The organism is Burkholderia sp. PAMC 28687 (assembly GCF_001577465.1).
Classification (GTDB): domain Bacteria; phylum Pseudomonadota; class Gammaproteobacteria; order Burkholderiales; family Burkholderiaceae; genus Caballeronia.
Genome location: NZ_CP014507.1, coordinates 1175203 through 1189255 on the forward strand (window position 1 = coordinate 1175203; position 14053 = coordinate 1189255).

The 14053-nt window shown below is 59.4% G+C and carries 16 protein-coding genes; 14 read left to right on the forward strand and 2 right to left on the reverse strand.

All coding sequences use genetic code 11. The annotated features are described in order from the left end of the window. The first annotated feature begins 199 nt into the window (after positions 1 to 199). Entirely contained in the window at positions 200 to 1663 is a 1464-nt protein-coding gene (locus AX768_RS28210) for an amino acid permease (RefSeq protein WP_062003331.1), read from the forward strand. A gap of 21 nt (positions 1664 to 1684) precedes the next feature. On the opposite strand, the gene AX768_RS28215 is transcribed toward AX768_RS28210, so the two are convergent. Both AX768_RS28215 and AX768_RS28220 read right to left on the reverse strand, forming a co-directional pair. Continuing rightward, positions 1685 to 1888 carry a cold-shock protein gene (locus AX768_RS28215; RefSeq protein ID WP_060818122.1) on the reverse strand — a complete coding sequence of 68 codons (204 nt, stop codon included), beginning with the start codon at positions 1886 to 1888 and terminating at the stop codon, positions 1685 to 1687. A 193-nt stretch (positions 1889 to 2081) separates the two neighbouring features. Further along, positions 2082 to 2768, reverse strand: a complete 687-nt coding sequence (locus tag AX768_RS28220; protein WP_062003332.1) for a TetR/AcrR family transcriptional regulator — start codon at positions 2766 to 2768, stop codon at positions 2082 to 2084. A gap of 69 nt (positions 2769 to 2837) precedes the next feature. Between AX768_RS28220 and AX768_RS28225 the strand changes: the two genes are divergently transcribed. From AX768_RS28225 to AX768_RS28285, 13 genes are all read left to right on the forward strand, one after another. After that, positions 2838 to 4337, forward strand: a complete 1500-nt coding sequence (locus tag AX768_RS28225; RefSeq protein ID WP_062003333.1) for an MDR family MFS transporter — start codon at positions 2838 to 2840, stop codon at positions 4335 to 4337. A gap of 89 nt (positions 4338 to 4426) precedes the next feature. Continuing rightward, entirely contained in the window at positions 4427 to 4612 is a 186-nt protein-coding gene (locus tag AX768_RS28230; RefSeq protein WP_144022075.1) for a hypothetical protein, read from the forward strand. Positions 4613 to 4954: 342 nt separating this feature from the next. Then, the gene (locus tag AX768_RS28235) at positions 4955 to 5941 is read left to right on the forward strand and encodes a CobW family GTP-binding protein (RefSeq protein ID WP_062003335.1); all 987 of its coding nucleotides are present in this window, start codon (positions 4955 to 4957) and stop codon (positions 5939 to 5941) included. A gap of 24 nt (positions 5942 to 5965) precedes the next feature. Next, positions 5966 to 6469 carry a DUF1097 domain-containing protein gene (locus AX768_RS28240; protein ID WP_062003336.1) on the forward strand — a complete coding sequence of 168 codons (504 nt, stop codon included), beginning with the start codon at positions 5966 to 5968 and terminating at the stop codon, positions 6467 to 6469. A gap of 23 nt (positions 6470 to 6492) precedes the next feature. After that, a complete protein-coding gene (gene nthB / locus AX768_RS28245; RefSeq protein ID WP_062003337.1) occupies positions 6493 to 7236 on the forward strand; it encodes a nitrile hydratase subunit beta in 744 nt (247 codons plus the stop codon). 30 nt (positions 7237 to 7266) lie between these two features. Then, positions 7267 to 7908, forward strand: a complete 642-nt coding sequence (gene nthA, locus AX768_RS28250) for a nitrile hydratase subunit alpha (protein ID WP_062003338.1) — start codon at positions 7267 to 7269, stop codon at positions 7906 to 7908. Between the two features lie 2 nt (positions 7909 to 7910). Continuing rightward, a complete protein-coding gene (locus tag AX768_RS28255) occupies positions 7911 to 8255 on the forward strand; it encodes a nitrile hydratase accessory protein (protein WP_062003339.1) in 345 nt (114 codons plus the stop codon). 48 nt (positions 8256 to 8303) lie between these two features. Beyond that, positions 8304 to 8513, forward strand: a complete 210-nt coding sequence (locus tag AX768_RS28260) for a CbtB domain-containing protein (protein WP_062003739.1) — start codon at positions 8304 to 8306, stop codon at positions 8511 to 8513. 13 nt (positions 8514 to 8526) lie between these two features. After that, entirely contained in the window at positions 8527 to 9276 is a 750-nt protein-coding gene (locus AX768_RS28265) for a CbtA family protein (protein WP_062003340.1), read from the forward strand. Positions 9277 to 9298: 22 nt separating this feature from the next. Further along, on the forward strand, positions 9299 to 10318 hold the full coding sequence (locus AX768_RS28270; RefSeq protein WP_062003341.1) for a GlxA family transcriptional regulator: 1020 nt from the start codon (positions 9299 to 9301) through the stop codon (positions 10316 to 10318). A 96-nt stretch (positions 10319 to 10414) separates the two neighbouring features. Then, entirely contained in the window at positions 10415 to 11341 is a 927-nt protein-coding gene (locus AX768_RS28275; RefSeq protein WP_062003342.1) for a LysR family transcriptional regulator, read from the forward strand. Positions 11342 to 11684: 343 nt separating this feature from the next. Further along, positions 11685 to 12782, forward strand: coding sequence for a TIGR03118 family protein (locus AX768_RS28280; RefSeq protein ID WP_062003343.1), 1098 nt, complete (start codon positions 11685 to 11687; stop codon positions 12780 to 12782). A 289-nt stretch (positions 12783 to 13071) separates the two neighbouring features. Continuing rightward, positions 13072 to 13863, forward strand: a complete 792-nt coding sequence (locus tag AX768_RS28285) for an ABC transporter substrate-binding protein (protein WP_062003344.1) — start codon at positions 13072 to 13074, stop codon at positions 13861 to 13863. Positions 13864 to 14053: the final 190 nt, after the last annotated feature.

A 14053-nucleotide genomic window follows, 5' to 3' on the forward strand; every position in this document is an offset into this window, starting at 1 on the left:
CCCCGCTTCATACCCTTCCCACTCGTTTCGCACAGCGCCGCGCAAAAACGCAGCATATTTTCCAGCTTCACAAGCAAATTCATTCGGCATAGACTGGGCCACAGAGTCGTCTTGCATCAAACGTTTTTCGTAGTGATTCGCAGATCGACCGGCCACGCCGGTTGGGTTCGTATCCAACAACGTAAGCGAGGCGACACTGATGGCTGATACCAGTTACATGGCGCGCAAGTCGGTCGAAGATATCATCAAGAGTGCTGACGGCGGCGAACGCCCGCTCGCAAAAACACTCGGCGCGCTCAGCATCACTGCAATGGGCATAGGCGCAATCATCGGCGCAGGAATCTTCGTGCTGACAGGCACCGCCGCCGCTCAGTTCGCCGGGCCAGCCATCATTCTTTCGTTTGTGCTCGGCGGTGTCGCATGCGCTTTCGTCGGACTTTGTTACTCGGAGCTCGCCGCCATGCTGCCCGTTTGCGGCAGCAGCTACACCTACACGTATGCCACGCTCGGAGAAGTGTTTGCGTGGATCATCGGCTGGGACCTGATACTCGAATACGCGATGGGCGCCGCCACGGTCGCGGTCGGATGGTCGGGGTATATCGTGAGCTTTCTGCATAACCTCGGCATGACGATACCGCCGCGCTTTGCCGCCGCTCCCGGCACCATGGTCAAGCTCGCCGATGGCACATCAGTTTCCGGCCTGGTCAATCTTCCAGCCGTGTTCATCATTGCGGCACTCACGCTGATGCTCGTGATGGGCACCAAGGAATCGGCGCGCCTCAACAATGTGATGGTCGCGATCAAGTTATTCGTGGTGGTTGCGTTTCTCGCGCTCGGCGTTTTCTTCGTGCATCCTGGTAACTGGCATCCCTTCATTCCGCCCAACACCGGCGAGTTCGGCAACTTCGGCATGAGTGGAATCTTGCGCGGTTCGGCGGTGGTGTTCTTTGCGTTCATTGGCTTCGACGCCGTTTCCACCGCCGCGCAAGAAGCACGCAAGCCGCAACGTGACATGCCTATCGGCATTCTCGGGTCGCTCGTCATCTGCACGATCTTGTATATCGCCGTGGCCGGCGTGCTGACAGGTCTCGTGCCTTATGGCCAACTGAACGTGCCCGATCCGATCGCCAAAGGCGTCGACGTGATCGGCCTCACGTGGTTCTCCATCCTGATCAAGGTAGGCGCGCTGACCGGGCTGACGACCGTGATCCTCGTTTTACTCTACGGCCAGAGCCGCATCTTCTTCACGATGTCGCAAGACGGACTGCTGCCTGGACTGTTCGCGCGGGTTCACCCGCGGCTGAAGACGCCGCACCTGAGCCAGACGATGATTGGCGCGGTAGTCGCCGTCGTCGCGGCCTTTACGCCGATCAATGTGCTGGGCGAGATGGTCAGCATCGGGACGCTGTTCGCGTTCGTGCTCGTATGCGGCGCGGTGATCTACCTGCGGCGCAGCGACTCGGGCGCAAACCGGCCGTTTCGCGTGCCGGGCGTACCTATCGTGCCGATTCTCGGCATCCTGTTCTGCTTGTTGCTCATGACGGGTCTGCCGCTCGTCACGTGGATGCGGCTTGTCGTCTGGCTGGTGATCGGACTCGTGATCTACGTCTCGTACGGTCGCAATCACTCACGCCTGCGGCATCCGGAGACGCACGCCAAATAGTCAGGCGGCGCGGCGAGACACTCAGGCAGGCAGGATATTCGACGCCTGCTTGCCCTTCGGCCCCTGGCCGATATCGAAGCTGACCTTCTGGTTCTCCAGCAGCGTCTTGAACCCTTCTGTCTTGATCTCGGAGAAATGGGCGAACAATTCTTCGCTGCCATCGTCCGGCGTGATGAACCCAAAACCCTTTGCATCGCTAAACCACTTCACTCGTCCGGTCGGCATGGCCGTCTCCTGGCTGCAAAAAGTCGAAACGGTAGCACGCATCGACTGCGGGGTTTCGGTTTACTTGCGGCAAACGTTCAGCAAAAGTCGCAAACAGGCGTCGACAAACATTGAGGCGATGACGATTGCCTGATTGCTCGATGCAGGCAGCGACTCGGCGCCTGCGCAGTCCCGGCTCGAGAAGCCCGCGGCCTCAGATCGGCCCGATTCCCTGCATCAGCAACGCAACGGCATGGGGCGCGATGTTGTCGCGTCTCGGCTTCCATCCGCGCTCTTCGGCCCATTTGTAATTTGCGGCGAGCGGCAACAAGGTGAGCCCGAACAACGAGACGAACAACAGGGACGGCTCAAGGTGCGGATTGAGCTTGCCCTCCTTCTGCCATTTTTCGATACGTTCAATCGATGCCTTCTGGTTTTCATCGCCGAAACGTTCTGCTATCCGCTGGCGCAGCAAGCCGCCTTCACTGATCACTTCGCGAATCCACAGGGTCGCAAACCACGGGTTTTGCTCGGCCACCGTCACTAGCCCTTCCACAAAACCACGCAGCGCCTCAGCCGGTTCCGCATCCGAGTTGGCAAACGCGGACCCAAGCTTGGTGCGCAAAGGGACGAAGCGCTCGTCGATGAGCACGTCCAGCAACTGGTCCCGCGTCTTGAAGTAGTAATGAACCATGGCCGGCGTGACTCCCGCCTCGCGCGCGATCGCGCCGAGCGTGGTTTCCATGATTCCCTGACGCGCGAACAACAACAGCGCGACGTCGAGCAGAAGCGTCCGTGGCTCACCGTTTTGCCCGCCAGACGGGCGCCCGCGCCGGCGCACGGGCTTTTCGGGGTCGGCTGAAACATCACTTCGGGAAGCTTCGGTTACATTTTTAGTCATAGTCGCAATTGACCCGGGAAGAGACGTGACCTAATATTAACTTCAATGTTAATTAATTGCAGGCACTCGATGGAAACCTTCCAACCCACCGTTGCGCTTCCCGCAACAGAGCGGCCGCCCATCCGGTTGTTGTTCACGGCGCTTCTGCTCGTCATGCTGCTCGGCGCGCTCGACCAGACAATCGTGTCGACAGCACTTCCGACCATCGTGGGCGAACTCGGCGGGCTCGAAAGCCTGTCTTGGGTCGTGACGTCCTATTTGCTGACGTCCACTATCGTGGTGCCGCTGTACGGCAAGTTCGGCGATCTGTTCGGCCGCAAGGTCGTGATCCAGGCCGCCATCCTCATTTTCCTGGCGGGTTCGATCCTGTGCGGCGTCGCGCAGGACATGACGCAGTTGATCGTGCTGCGCGCGCTGCAGGGGCTGGGCGGCGGCGGCCTGATGGTCGTGACGATGGCCGCCATTGCCGACGTGATCCCGCCCGCGGAACGCGGCCGCTACCAGGGCCTGTTCGGCGGCGTGTTCGGCCTCGCTACCGTGCTTGGGCCCTTGCTGGGCGGGTTTATCGTCGAGCATCTTTCATGGCGCTGGATCTTCTATATCAACGTGCCGTTAGGCGTCGTGGCGCTGATCGTGATCGGGCTGGTGTTCAAGCCCCATGTGGCACATGTGAAGCATAAAATCGATTACATGGGCGCAGCGTTTTTGGCTACGTCGCTCACTTGCATCATCCTTTTCACCAGTCAGGGAGGCACATTGCTGCCCTGGAGTTCGCCGCAACTATGGTTCACGCTGGCGCTCGGAGTCATCGCGATGGGCGGTTTCATCTACGAAGAACGTCTGGCAGATGAACCAATTATGCCGCTTGGTCTCTTCAAGGAGCGCACTTTTATATTGAGCGGGATGATCGGGTTCATTATTGGCTTTTCGCTGTTCGGCGCGACCACGTTCCTGCCGCTCTATCTGCAGGTGGCGAAGGGTTCGACGCCATCGCAAGCCGGTTTGCAGATCCTGCCCATGATGGCCGGCGTGCTTTCAACGTCCATCATCAGCGGCCGGATCATCAGCAAGATTGGCAAGTACCGCTGGTTCCCGATTTGCGGCACGGCGCTGGTGGCGGTTGCGATGTTCCTGTTGTCACGGCTCGAACTCGCCACGCCGCTGCACATCATGTACCTGTACATGTTGCTGCTCGGCCTTGGACTCGGGATGGTGATGCAGGTGCTCGTGCTGGCGGTGCAGAACGCGGTGCCGTTCAAGCATATCGGCGTGGCGACATCCGGCGCGACACTGTTCCGGTCGATAGGCGGTTCAGTCGGCGTCGCCACGTTCGGCGCGATTTTTTCGAACGGCTTGCAAAGCCGGCTCGCCAATGCCCTTCCGGCGAACACCGAACTGCCGCGTTCGATGGGGCCCGCAATGGTGCACCAGTTGCCGGCTACCATGCGCGATGTTTATCTCAACGCCTTCGCCGGCTCCATGCATGTGGTGTTTCTGGTGGCGAGCGCCGTTGTAGTGCTGGCGTTTGCATTGTCCTGGTTCATGCAGGACCGGCCGTTACGGAAGTAATGAAATGCGAGGGTGCGTCGGCCTTGATTCGATTCGTTTGGTATAAGCTGACGCACTTTAAATCAGTCGCAATTCAGGATATCCGCTCCATGAAACTCAAGCACGTGATCATCGTCTCGACACTCGGCGCGTTCGCCCTCATTTCAAGCCGCGCATTCGCCGAAACCTATCACTTCGGCGAAGGACAATCGTCCGTATCGGGCGGAAGCACGAAACATCACTCGTCTGCGCCCAAGCATCGCAAGCACAGCAAGACGCGGAATACCGCGTCGTGATCTTCGCATCGTGAGGTCACGTCGTTGATGCAATCCCCGCAGGAAAGACCTGTCAGCGAAGACCGGTTCTGTATGGATGCCGCTGGCGCTCAGTTGTGGCGCATCGCGCCACCAACGCGCCCCAGACACGGGCGCACATGCGCATTGCCGCACCACTTCTGAAGTGTCCACACTCGAGCAGATGCGGACCGAATTTGTCCGTTATCAACCGTGCTGACAAATAAAGACATGAGATAAGTGCATTCGAGACATTGCACGTCTCGCAAAAGCCGCTTGTCCAAAACAGGCCTGATACTCGCTCTTTACGAGGCTGACTTCACTCAGCCCTCGTAGGTATCAGCCATGCACCAGCGCCAGGCGCAACGCAAAATCCCCGTCACCGTGATTTCCGGTTTTCTCGGCGCGGGCAAGACCACGCTCGTCAATCACCTCATGCAACAACACACGGGCGGCCGCATTGGCGTGGTCGTGAACGAGTTCGGCGAAGTCGGTATAGACGGTCAATTGATCGTCGCCGAAGAAGAGGCGCTGATAGAAATCAATAACGGCTGCGTGTGTTGCACCGTGCGCGCCGACCTCGTAGCAAGCGTGAAAGAACTCCTTGCACGATCGCATGCGGGGATCGAAAGACTGATCGTGGAAACGTCCGGGCTTGCCGACCCCGCGCCGGTGCTTCAGACCTTCCTTGCGGACCCCGGCTTGCGGGAAGCAGTGGAACTCGAGTCAGTCGTGACCGTGGTCGATGGGCACCACTTTGGCCAGCAACTCAACGATGAAATCGTCCGCGAGCAAGTCGCATTCGCCGATGTGATCGTGATCAACAAGATCGATCTCATCGATCAACCCGCGTTGCAGCAACTCAAACTTCAGATTCGCGCACTCAATCCGACTGCATCCATTACTACCGCAAGTCATTCACGCGTTGCCGCTGATTCGCTGCTCGGCGTGCGGCGCTTCTCGTTGCCTGCGCTGCTCGAACTGGAACCCGATCTACTCGATGAAAACGCACACGACCACGAGCACGATGTGTCGATTCAATCATGCGCGTTGATCGAAACCGGCGCGCTCGATCCGGACCGGTTCAATCGATGGATCAATCAGCTTGTACAGGAACGCGGGCAGCAACTCATGCGCATGAAGGGCGTGTTGCACTTTGCGTCGGAGCCGCGCCAGTTTCACTTTCATAGCGTTCATATGCTTCTGGAAGCGCGCCCTGGCCGCGTATGGCGTGCGGATGAAACGCGTGAAAACAAGTTTGTTTTCATTGGCCGCGATCTGGATATGCCGCGTCTTCGGGAAGCGTTCGTAGATTGTCTTTGCCCGTCGTGAATTTCTAACCTCAAGGAGCCTGCAATGAAAAAGTCTGAAGCGTTCACGCTTAGCATCGGTGTCCTGGCTGTTGTCGACACTTATGTCACCGCCACCGTTTTTCCCGTCCCGGTATGGGTGACGTTTATCGCGTGGGCGTCGTTCTTCGTGGTTGGCGGCGGGCCGGCCGGGTTCGTTCAGAGCGTTGCATCGAACCTGGTCGGGCTTGTCATTGCATCGCTCTCGCTGCTCGCGATCGCAAGCTCGGCACAGACGCCCATCATCGCCGCTATATGCGTAGGCGTAGGCAGCGCGGCAATGGTGCAGGCGTCGAAGCTCAAGTTGCTGAACGTTCTGCCTGCGGTGGTGTGGGGCTTTGCATCGACGGTCGGCACCACGGTGGCAACGGGCAAGGCCATCACGACTGCGGGCATTCACAATCCTGCGCTCGTCGCCGCGGCCGCGCTGATTACCGGTGCGCTGTTCGGCATCGTCTCGGAAGTGCTCGGCGATGCGCTTACGCGCAAGCCCGAACCGCAGCTCAACTGATTTCACGGAAAGGAGAGTAGAGAATGAAACTCCAGCACAACCTCGGCGGACTCGAGAATCTCGGCCCGGTGAATGTGGAAACGAATGTGTTCGTGCAGCCATGGGAGAAACGCATCTTCGGCATCCACACCGTGATGATGGCCGAGAGCACGCACCTCGCTGATGCGCTGCCACGCTATCCCGTCGCCGAGTTGCCCACTACATTCAAGAACACGTGGACATGGGCGTCCCTGCGTACCGGCGCCGAAGGCATGCAGCCGTTCGAGTACTTCAAATATCGTTACTACGAGAAGTGGCTGATGGGCATTTCGCAGTTTTTCATCGATGAAGGTTATGTATCGGCTGACGAGCTCGACGAAAAGACTCGCCATTTCCGCGCTAATCCGCAAGCTGCACTTCCGGATCAACCCAACCCAGCGATCGCCACGCAAATCAACGCGTATCTGGTGAAAGGCGACTCGGGCTTCCACGAGTTCAAGGAGGCGCCGCGTTTCGCAACAGGCGCGCGCGTGCGCGTGGCCGACCCCGACGCGGTGGATCACACGCGGCTGCCGGGGTATTTGCGCAACAAGGAAGGAACGGTGGATCTCGTTTATCCCGGCGCATTTTCCTACTTCGTGTCGACGGGACCAGACGGAATCGGTCACGCGATGCCGGTGTATCGCGTGGCGTTCGATGCGGCGGATATCTGGGGCAAGGAGAAAAGCGAGCCCAACACGACCATCTACGCCGATCTGTTCGACGCCTATCTGCTTGCCTCCGACTGACATCTTCACCATGAGCCAGGAACCGACAACATGAGCGAACTATTCAAATACGACGATGAACGCGAAGCCGCGAGTGCAGCAAGGGTTCGCGCGCTGGAGGCGCTGCTGATCGAGAAAGGTGTGCTCGGCAGCGATTCCGTCGACACCGTGCTCGGCCATTTCGAAACGATTGCGGGACCGTTCAACGGCGCACGCATCGTGGCGCGCGCCTGGGTGGACCCGGCATTCAAGCAACTCCTGATAGACGACACACCCAAAGCCATTGCGTCCATGCAACTCCCGCAAGGCATGGATGGCGCCGAAGGCGAGCACATGGCGGCGGTCGCAAACGGCAACGGCGTGCACAACCTGATCATCTGCACGCTGTGCTCGTGTTATCCATGGCCGGTCCTCGGCTTGCCACCGTATTGGTACAAGGACCCTGTGTTCCGTGCACGCGGCGTGCGCGAACCACGTGCGGTGCTGCGCGAATTCGGCGTTCCTGTCGCGCCGGAAACGGAGGTCAAGGTCTGGGACAGCAGCGCGCAGATCCGGTGGTTCGTCATACCCGAACGACCCGCCGGAACGGAAGACATGAGCGAAGATGAACTGGCTGCCCTCATCACGCCGGAAGCGATGATGGGCGTGGCGCTCGTGCCTTCGCCATTATCCGCAGCATCGGTTGCGGCCTGATCATGTTCACGCGCTTCGAGGAATACGCCGCGTCGAGCATGCTCGGCCAACCTGATTCGCCGCCACGCCTGCAAGGCAAGTTTCTCTTCGACAAACCCTGGGAACGCGAAGTCTTCGGCCTTGCGCTGTCGTTATCGAAGGCCGGTTATTTCGAATGGGAAGCCTTCCGGCAGAACCTGATCGAATCCATTGCGCAATGGGAGGACGGCTATTGCGAAGGGCAACCGCGCTGGGACTATTACGAACGCTTTTTTGTCGCACTGAAAAAAACGCTCATAGAGACAGGCGTGTTGTCGGCTTCCGAAATGGCGCAGATCGATGCGGTATTCGCAGATGCCGGCGCCTGAGCGATCACTTATTCACATCCGGGCTCACACCCTCTGGAGATTCACATGATGAACGAAGCTGTACTCGATCCGATTGCACTCCCCTCGCCGCTACCCGTTCGCGAACTGATGCCGTGGGCCATTTTTGGCGGGCTGATCATGCTTCTTGCCATCTACTTTGTCGGCGCGGAAGAAGGCGCTACATCGTTGGTTCCGGGAATGTACGTGCATGAATTTGTCCACGACGGCCGGCATTTGCTCGGCTTTCCCTGCCACTGACAAGGAGCGTCTCATGGTCGGTAAATTATTGGTGCGTGGCATGCTTGCGGGAATCGCCGCCGGCTTGCTGACTTTCAGTTTTGCAAAGATCGCAGGCGAGCCGCAAGTCGATCAGGCGATATCGTTCGAGCAAAAAGCGGATGAAGCCAAAGGCGAAGCGCCCGAGCCCGAACTCGTCAGCCGTCACACGCAGGCGGGCATCGGATTGCTCACGGGAGTGCTTGCGTATGGCGCGGCGATAGGCGGATTATTCGCACTAAGCTTTGCCGCGATGATCGGCCGGGTCGGCAAGCTTGGCGCGAAACCATTGTCCGCACTGATCGCGCTCGGCGGCTTCGTGGTCCTGGTCGTCGTGCCCGGGATCAAGTATCCGGCTAATCCACCATCGGTCGGGGACCCGGAGACGATCGGCTTCAGGACCGGTCTCTACTTCCTGATGATTGCCATTTCCCTGGCAGCGATGGTGTTTTCGCTTGGCGTTCGACGCGCTGCGCTAAGTCGGCTTGGCGCCTGGAACGCGTCTATTATTGGCGGTGCACTATTTGTCGTGGTCATCGCCGCCGTGCAGATTGCGATGCCCGCGATCAATGAAGTGCCAAGCGCTTTCCCCGCGGTGCTGCTCTGGAAATTTCGCCTGGCGGCCTTCGGAATGCAGGTGATCATGTGGACTGCGCTGGGGCTTTTATTCGGAGCCCTCGCAGAGCGAAGCCTGTACAGCGTGTCATCGCGGCAAGCCATGCCGCGGGCTTACTCAAACGGTTAGTCGTCGAATCCTGGGACTGCGTATGCGCAAGATCACCGTCGCTATGGTGTTGTTTCCCGGCTTTCAGTTGCTCGATATCGCAGGCCCCAAGGATGCGTTCGCCGAAGTTCGCATCCTGAGTCACGGGGAATGCGAGTACGAGATGCTGACGGTCGGGACCACTCGCGGTTCCGTACAGTCATCGAGCGGCCTCACGGTCGTCCCCGACAGGACGATCTTCGACCCGTGCCCGCAGTTCGATACGGTCATCATCCCTGGCGGCCTCGGCATCTTCGAAGTGCTGGAAGATTCCACGCTTAGCGAGTGGCTCGTCAGGCAACGCCGTCTCAGCCGCCGTATCGCAGCGATTTGCAACGGCGTCTTTGCGTTCGGTGCGGCAGGCATGATCGACAACCGTACCGTCACCACTCACTGGATGGACGCAGCGCGCCTCGCCACCATGTTCCCGAAGGCGAATGTCGAACCCGACCAGATCTATGTCAAGGACGAAGGTATCTACACGACTGCGGGCGTGACGGCGGGTATCGATCTGGCGCTGGTGATGATCGAGGAGGACTTCGGCAAAAAGATGGCGCTGGATGTCGCCAAGTATCTGATCGTGTATGTCCGGCGCGCGGGAGGTCAATCACAGTTCAGTCCGCTGCTGGAAACCCAGGGTGCGGCGGATTCGCAGATCCAGCCCGTCAGGCAGTACCTGCTCGACAATCTTCATCTGCCGCACACCATGACATCGCTTGCCCAGCGGCTGAACATGAGCGCGCGCAATCTATCACGGGTTTTCAGCAAGGAATGTGGCGTCAGCCTGATTGCGTTTCTCAACGATGCACGTATCGATGCCGCCCGGCGTTATCTCGAGAGCACGGACCACGCCGTATCCGTGATCGCGCGGCGCTGCGGCTTCGAAAACGCCGATACGCTCAGGCGCACATTCAGCAAGCGCCTGCATATCAGTCCGATGGAGTACCGCCAGCGGTTCCGGTCCAACGATCTGGGCAATGCCGAAAGTGGTTCGAAAAGGGACCGGGTGTCCGAGAAGGTTTGATCAGCGGGTACGGCCACGCGGGGCGACGAGCGGCCCTGTTCCATTCATTTCGCGCTAGCATGCATTCCACTGAATTGATGACCGGAAGGCATGCCAATGAGCTTCGACGAAAAAATACTGAACGGCATGGGCGTATTGAGTGCGATCGTCAACAGCGGCAGTTTCGCCGCTGCGAGCGAGGCGCTCGACATGTCGCAGTCCGGCGTCAGCCGTTCCGTTGCGCGACTCGAAGCGCGGCTCGGCATCAGGCTCTTCGACCGGACCACGCGTTCGGTGACGCTCACCGACGAAGGCCGCCGTTTCTACGAACAAATCGTGCCGTTGCTGAGCGGGCTTGAAGAGGCGGCGGCATCGGCGTCGCTTGGCGCAAGCGCCGTGCGCGGACGCTTGCGTGTGAATATCGATCCGTTTTTCTCGCGTCTCTTTCTCGGGCCGCGGCTGGGTGCGTTCGTCGAGAAGTATCCGGAATTGCAACTCGATCTGATCACGCGCGATCAACTCGGCGATATGGTCGCCGACGGCTTCGATCTCGCCGTGCGCTTCGGCGAACCGCGCGAGTCTGCACTGATCGCAAGGAAATTACTCGATACACGCATCATCACGGTGGCGTCGCCGGGGTATATCAAGAAGTACGGGCGGCCACTCGCACCTGCGGACCTCGAACGCGAGCCGCATACATGCATCAATTTTCGCGACCCCGAAACCGGCCGGCCATTTCCGTGGGAGTTTCATCGCGGGAAGAAGAAGATCGTCATCGCAGCGCGCGGCCGGCTTAGTGTGAACGACGTCGGCACCATGCACGGCGTGTGTCTTGCGGGTCATGGCATTGCACAGGTGCTGGCACTCGGTGTCGAGCAGTTGCTCGCAAGCGGCCGGCTGATCGACCTGTTTCCCGACTGGGCCGACGAGACGTTTCCGCTTTATGCAGCTTATCCGTCGCGTCATCACTTGCCCGCGAAGGTGCGTGTGTTTTTCGATTTTCTCGTGTCACTTACCGGCGTGCCGCTCGAGGACAACGCTTAGACACTCAAACACCTTCCAAGAGACTTATTCCATCTCCCGACGGAAAAAATATCCGCTCGATCGCGGAATAATCCACGAGCTTGATCGTTTAAGTGCTCCGTTGAACACCGGTCAAGATGTTTATTATTTAGGAAACCCTATAGTATTTCCGAGGAAATACTTTGGAATAAATCATTCGATGCGCGCGTTCAAAGTGAGACGTTCGGACGCTTGAAGGAGACAGGCAACCGGCTGCGGAGGCAGACGGCGCCCGTGTCCGGCGAATCCATGTCGTCTGCCGGCCGTGCTTCAAAAACGAAGCGACCGGCGGACATCACTCATACGCGCCAGGAGGAAAATTCCAATGAAACTTAAGCAAATGCTTGCCTTGTCCGTGATGCTGGGACTCGCCGTTGCAACGCTCGCGGCATGTGGCGGCAGCGATTCCAACTCGAACAACAACGCGGCGGTGACGGGCCCGTTCAAGACCACGGTGCTCGTCTCCGACGGCAGCACGCCGGCCGCTCATACCGACGCCAGCCTGCAAAACGGCTGGGGCATCGCGTTCAATCCGACGGGCGTGATGTGGGTATCGGATAACACCACGAGCAAGTCCACGCTGTACGACGGCAACGGCGTGCCGCAATCGCTCGTGGTCAGCATTCCGGCCGCTGCGAACGGCCGCGCGGGAGGCCCGACCGGCATCGTGTTCAACACGAGCACGGACTTCCAGATCAGCGCGAACGGCGCCACGAGCAACGCGCTGTTCATGTGGGCGACGGAAGCGGGCACCATCGCGGGCTGGTCGCCCAAGGTCCTGCCGACCACTGCTGTCATCGGCTTCGATGACGGCGCCGGCGCCGCGGTCTACAAGGGCCTCGCACTCGGCAAGAACGCGACGGGCAATTTCCTGTACGCGACCGACTTCCACAACAACAAAGTCGATGTCTTCGACAAGACTTTCAACAAGGTCCAGCTTGCCGGCAGCTTCCAGGACCCGTCGCTGCCTGCGGGTTTTGCGCCGTTCGGCATCAACGTGACGGGCACGACGGTCACCGTAACGTATGCGAAGCAAGGCACCGATGGCTCCAGACAGGTCAACGGCGCAGGCAACGGCGTGATCGATACCTTCGATACCGATGGCCACTTCATCAAGCGCATCGCCTCGGGCGGCGCGCTGAACTCGCCCTGGGGTATCGCGATGGCGCCGGCCAACTTCGGCGCGGTGAGCAACGACCTGCTGATCGGCAACTTCGGCGACGGCACCATCAACGCGTTCGACCCGACAAGCGGCGCGTTTGTCGGCGCATTGACGCAGGCGGACGGCACGCCGGTCAGGCAAACGGGCATCTGGGGCATGTCGTTCGGCAATAACGCCGCAAGCCAGCCGACCAACACACTCTTCTTTGCAGCCGGTCCGAGCCCGACCACCGGCATTTACGGCCGTATCGATGCGCAGTAAGCAGAGCGGGAACCGTCGTTGCCGCCGACAACCGGCGGCAACGATCTACCCCAAACAAATATTACCGTTTTACCTGCACAGCCTGAAAAGGCCCGTCAATCAACGGTCTTGAGATTTACTATCGGGGCTTTCACTAACTCCCATATTTTTTTGGCTTGGTAACCTGCTGCGATTCTGTTGCGGACACAATCCGCGGAATGCAAGCCGTCCGGCGGTGAGGGGCCTCGCGCCGGACGAACCTGGACACCAACCTGTCCGGGACGTACTGACCACCTTTGGAGTAAAAACAGTGAAAAAACTGCTCGCGGCTTTGACGATCTCCCTGCTTGCCGTCACATCGATCACCTCCGTCACCGCCAATGCGAAGGATTACTCGACCATCCGTTTCGGCGTCGACGCCAGCTACGCCCCGTTCGAATCGAAAGGTCCGGATGGCAAGCTGGTCGGATTCGACATCGATCTCGGCAATGAAATCTGCGCGCGCCTGAAGGCGAAGTGCGTATGGGTGGAAAACGACTTCGACGGCATGATCCCGGCGTTGAAGGCCAAGAAGTTCGATGGCGTGCTTTCGTCGATGTCCATGACGCCGCAGCGCGCCGAACAGATCGCTTTCTCGAGCAAGCTGTTCAATACGCCGACGCGCCTGATCGCGAAGAAGGGCAGCGGCATCCTGCCGACGGCTGATGGCCTGAAGGGCAAGACGGTCGGTGTGGAACAAGGCACCATCCAGGAAACCTATGCCAAGACCTACTGGGCATCGAAGGGCGTGACGGTTACGCCGTACCAGAACCAGGACGGCGTGTATGCCGACTTGCTGGCTGGTCGTCTGGACGCGGCGCTGCAGGACGCAGTGCAGGCTGACGTGGGCTTCCTGAAGACCCCGCGTGGCGCCGGTTATGACTTCGTGGGCAAGGATCTGGTCGATGAAAAGATTCTCGGCAACGGCGCGGGTATCGGCCTGCGCAAGGAAGACACCGACCTGAAGGCACAGATCGACAAAGCAATTGCTTCGATCATCAAGGACGGCACGTACAAGAAGCTTGAAAAGAAATACTTCGACTTCGACGTGTACGGCGGCTAAACAGCGCCTAAGTTGTTTCAAAGACGGGCTCCGCGATATTGCGGAGCCCGTTTTGTTTTAGCGGTCCACGCACGCTGCGTGGGGCAACGGGGCCGTTTTCAGCTAAGATCGAAGGTCCGGAGCAGGCGGCGCCGGGGTCGAACCGGGCCTGCAGCACGCGCCGCGACTTTGGGTTCACACGCCGCCCCGC

What these genes read in the sequence shown, in the direction of transcription:
- AX768_RS28210 (WP_062003331.1), top strand. Translation starts at nt 200, where the DNA reads ATGGCTGATACCAGTTACATGGCGCGCAAGTCGGTCGAAGATATCATC.
- AX768_RS28215 (WP_060818122.1), bottom strand. Translation starts at nt 1,888, where the DNA reads ATGCCGACCGGACGAGTGAAGTGGTTTAGCGATGCAAAGGGTTTTGGG.
- AX768_RS28220 (WP_062003332.1), bottom strand. Translation starts at nt 2,768, where the DNA reads ATGACTAAAAATGTAACCGAAGCTTCCCGAAGTGATGTTTCAGCCGAC.
- AX768_RS28225 (WP_062003333.1), top strand. Translation starts at nt 2,838, where the DNA reads ATGGAAACCTTCCAACCCACCGTTGCGCTTCCCGCAACAGAGCGGCCG.
- AX768_RS28230 (WP_144022075.1), top strand. Translation starts at nt 4,427, where the DNA reads ATGAAACTCAAGCACGTGATCATCGTCTCGACACTCGGCGCGTTCGCC.
- AX768_RS28235 (WP_062003335.1), top strand. Translation starts at nt 4,955, where the DNA reads ATGCACCAGCGCCAGGCGCAACGCAAAATCCCCGTCACCGTGATTTCC.
- AX768_RS28240 (WP_062003336.1), top strand. Translation starts at nt 5,966, where the DNA reads ATGAAAAAGTCTGAAGCGTTCACGCTTAGCATCGGTGTCCTGGCTGTT.
- nthB (WP_062003337.1), top strand. Translation starts at nt 6,493, where the DNA reads ATGAAACTCCAGCACAACCTCGGCGGACTCGAGAATCTCGGCCCGGTG.
- nthA (WP_062003338.1), top strand. Translation starts at nt 7,267, where the DNA reads ATGAGCGAACTATTCAAATACGACGATGAACGCGAAGCCGCGAGTGCA.
- AX768_RS28255 (WP_062003339.1), top strand. Translation starts at nt 7,911, where the DNA reads ATGTTCACGCGCTTCGAGGAATACGCCGCGTCGAGCATGCTCGGCCAA.
- AX768_RS28260 (WP_062003739.1), top strand. Translation starts at nt 8,304, where the DNA reads ATGAACGAAGCTGTACTCGATCCGATTGCACTCCCCTCGCCGCTACCC.
- AX768_RS28265 (WP_062003340.1), top strand. Translation starts at nt 8,527, where the DNA reads ATGGTCGGTAAATTATTGGTGCGTGGCATGCTTGCGGGAATCGCCGCC.
- AX768_RS28270 (WP_062003341.1), top strand. Translation starts at nt 9,299, where the DNA reads ATGCGCAAGATCACCGTCGCTATGGTGTTGTTTCCCGGCTTTCAGTTG.
- AX768_RS28275 (WP_062003342.1), top strand. Translation starts at nt 10,415, where the DNA reads ATGAGCTTCGACGAAAAAATACTGAACGGCATGGGCGTATTGAGTGCG.
- AX768_RS28280 (WP_062003343.1), top strand. Translation starts at nt 11,685, where the DNA reads ATGAAACTTAAGCAAATGCTTGCCTTGTCCGTGATGCTGGGACTCGCC.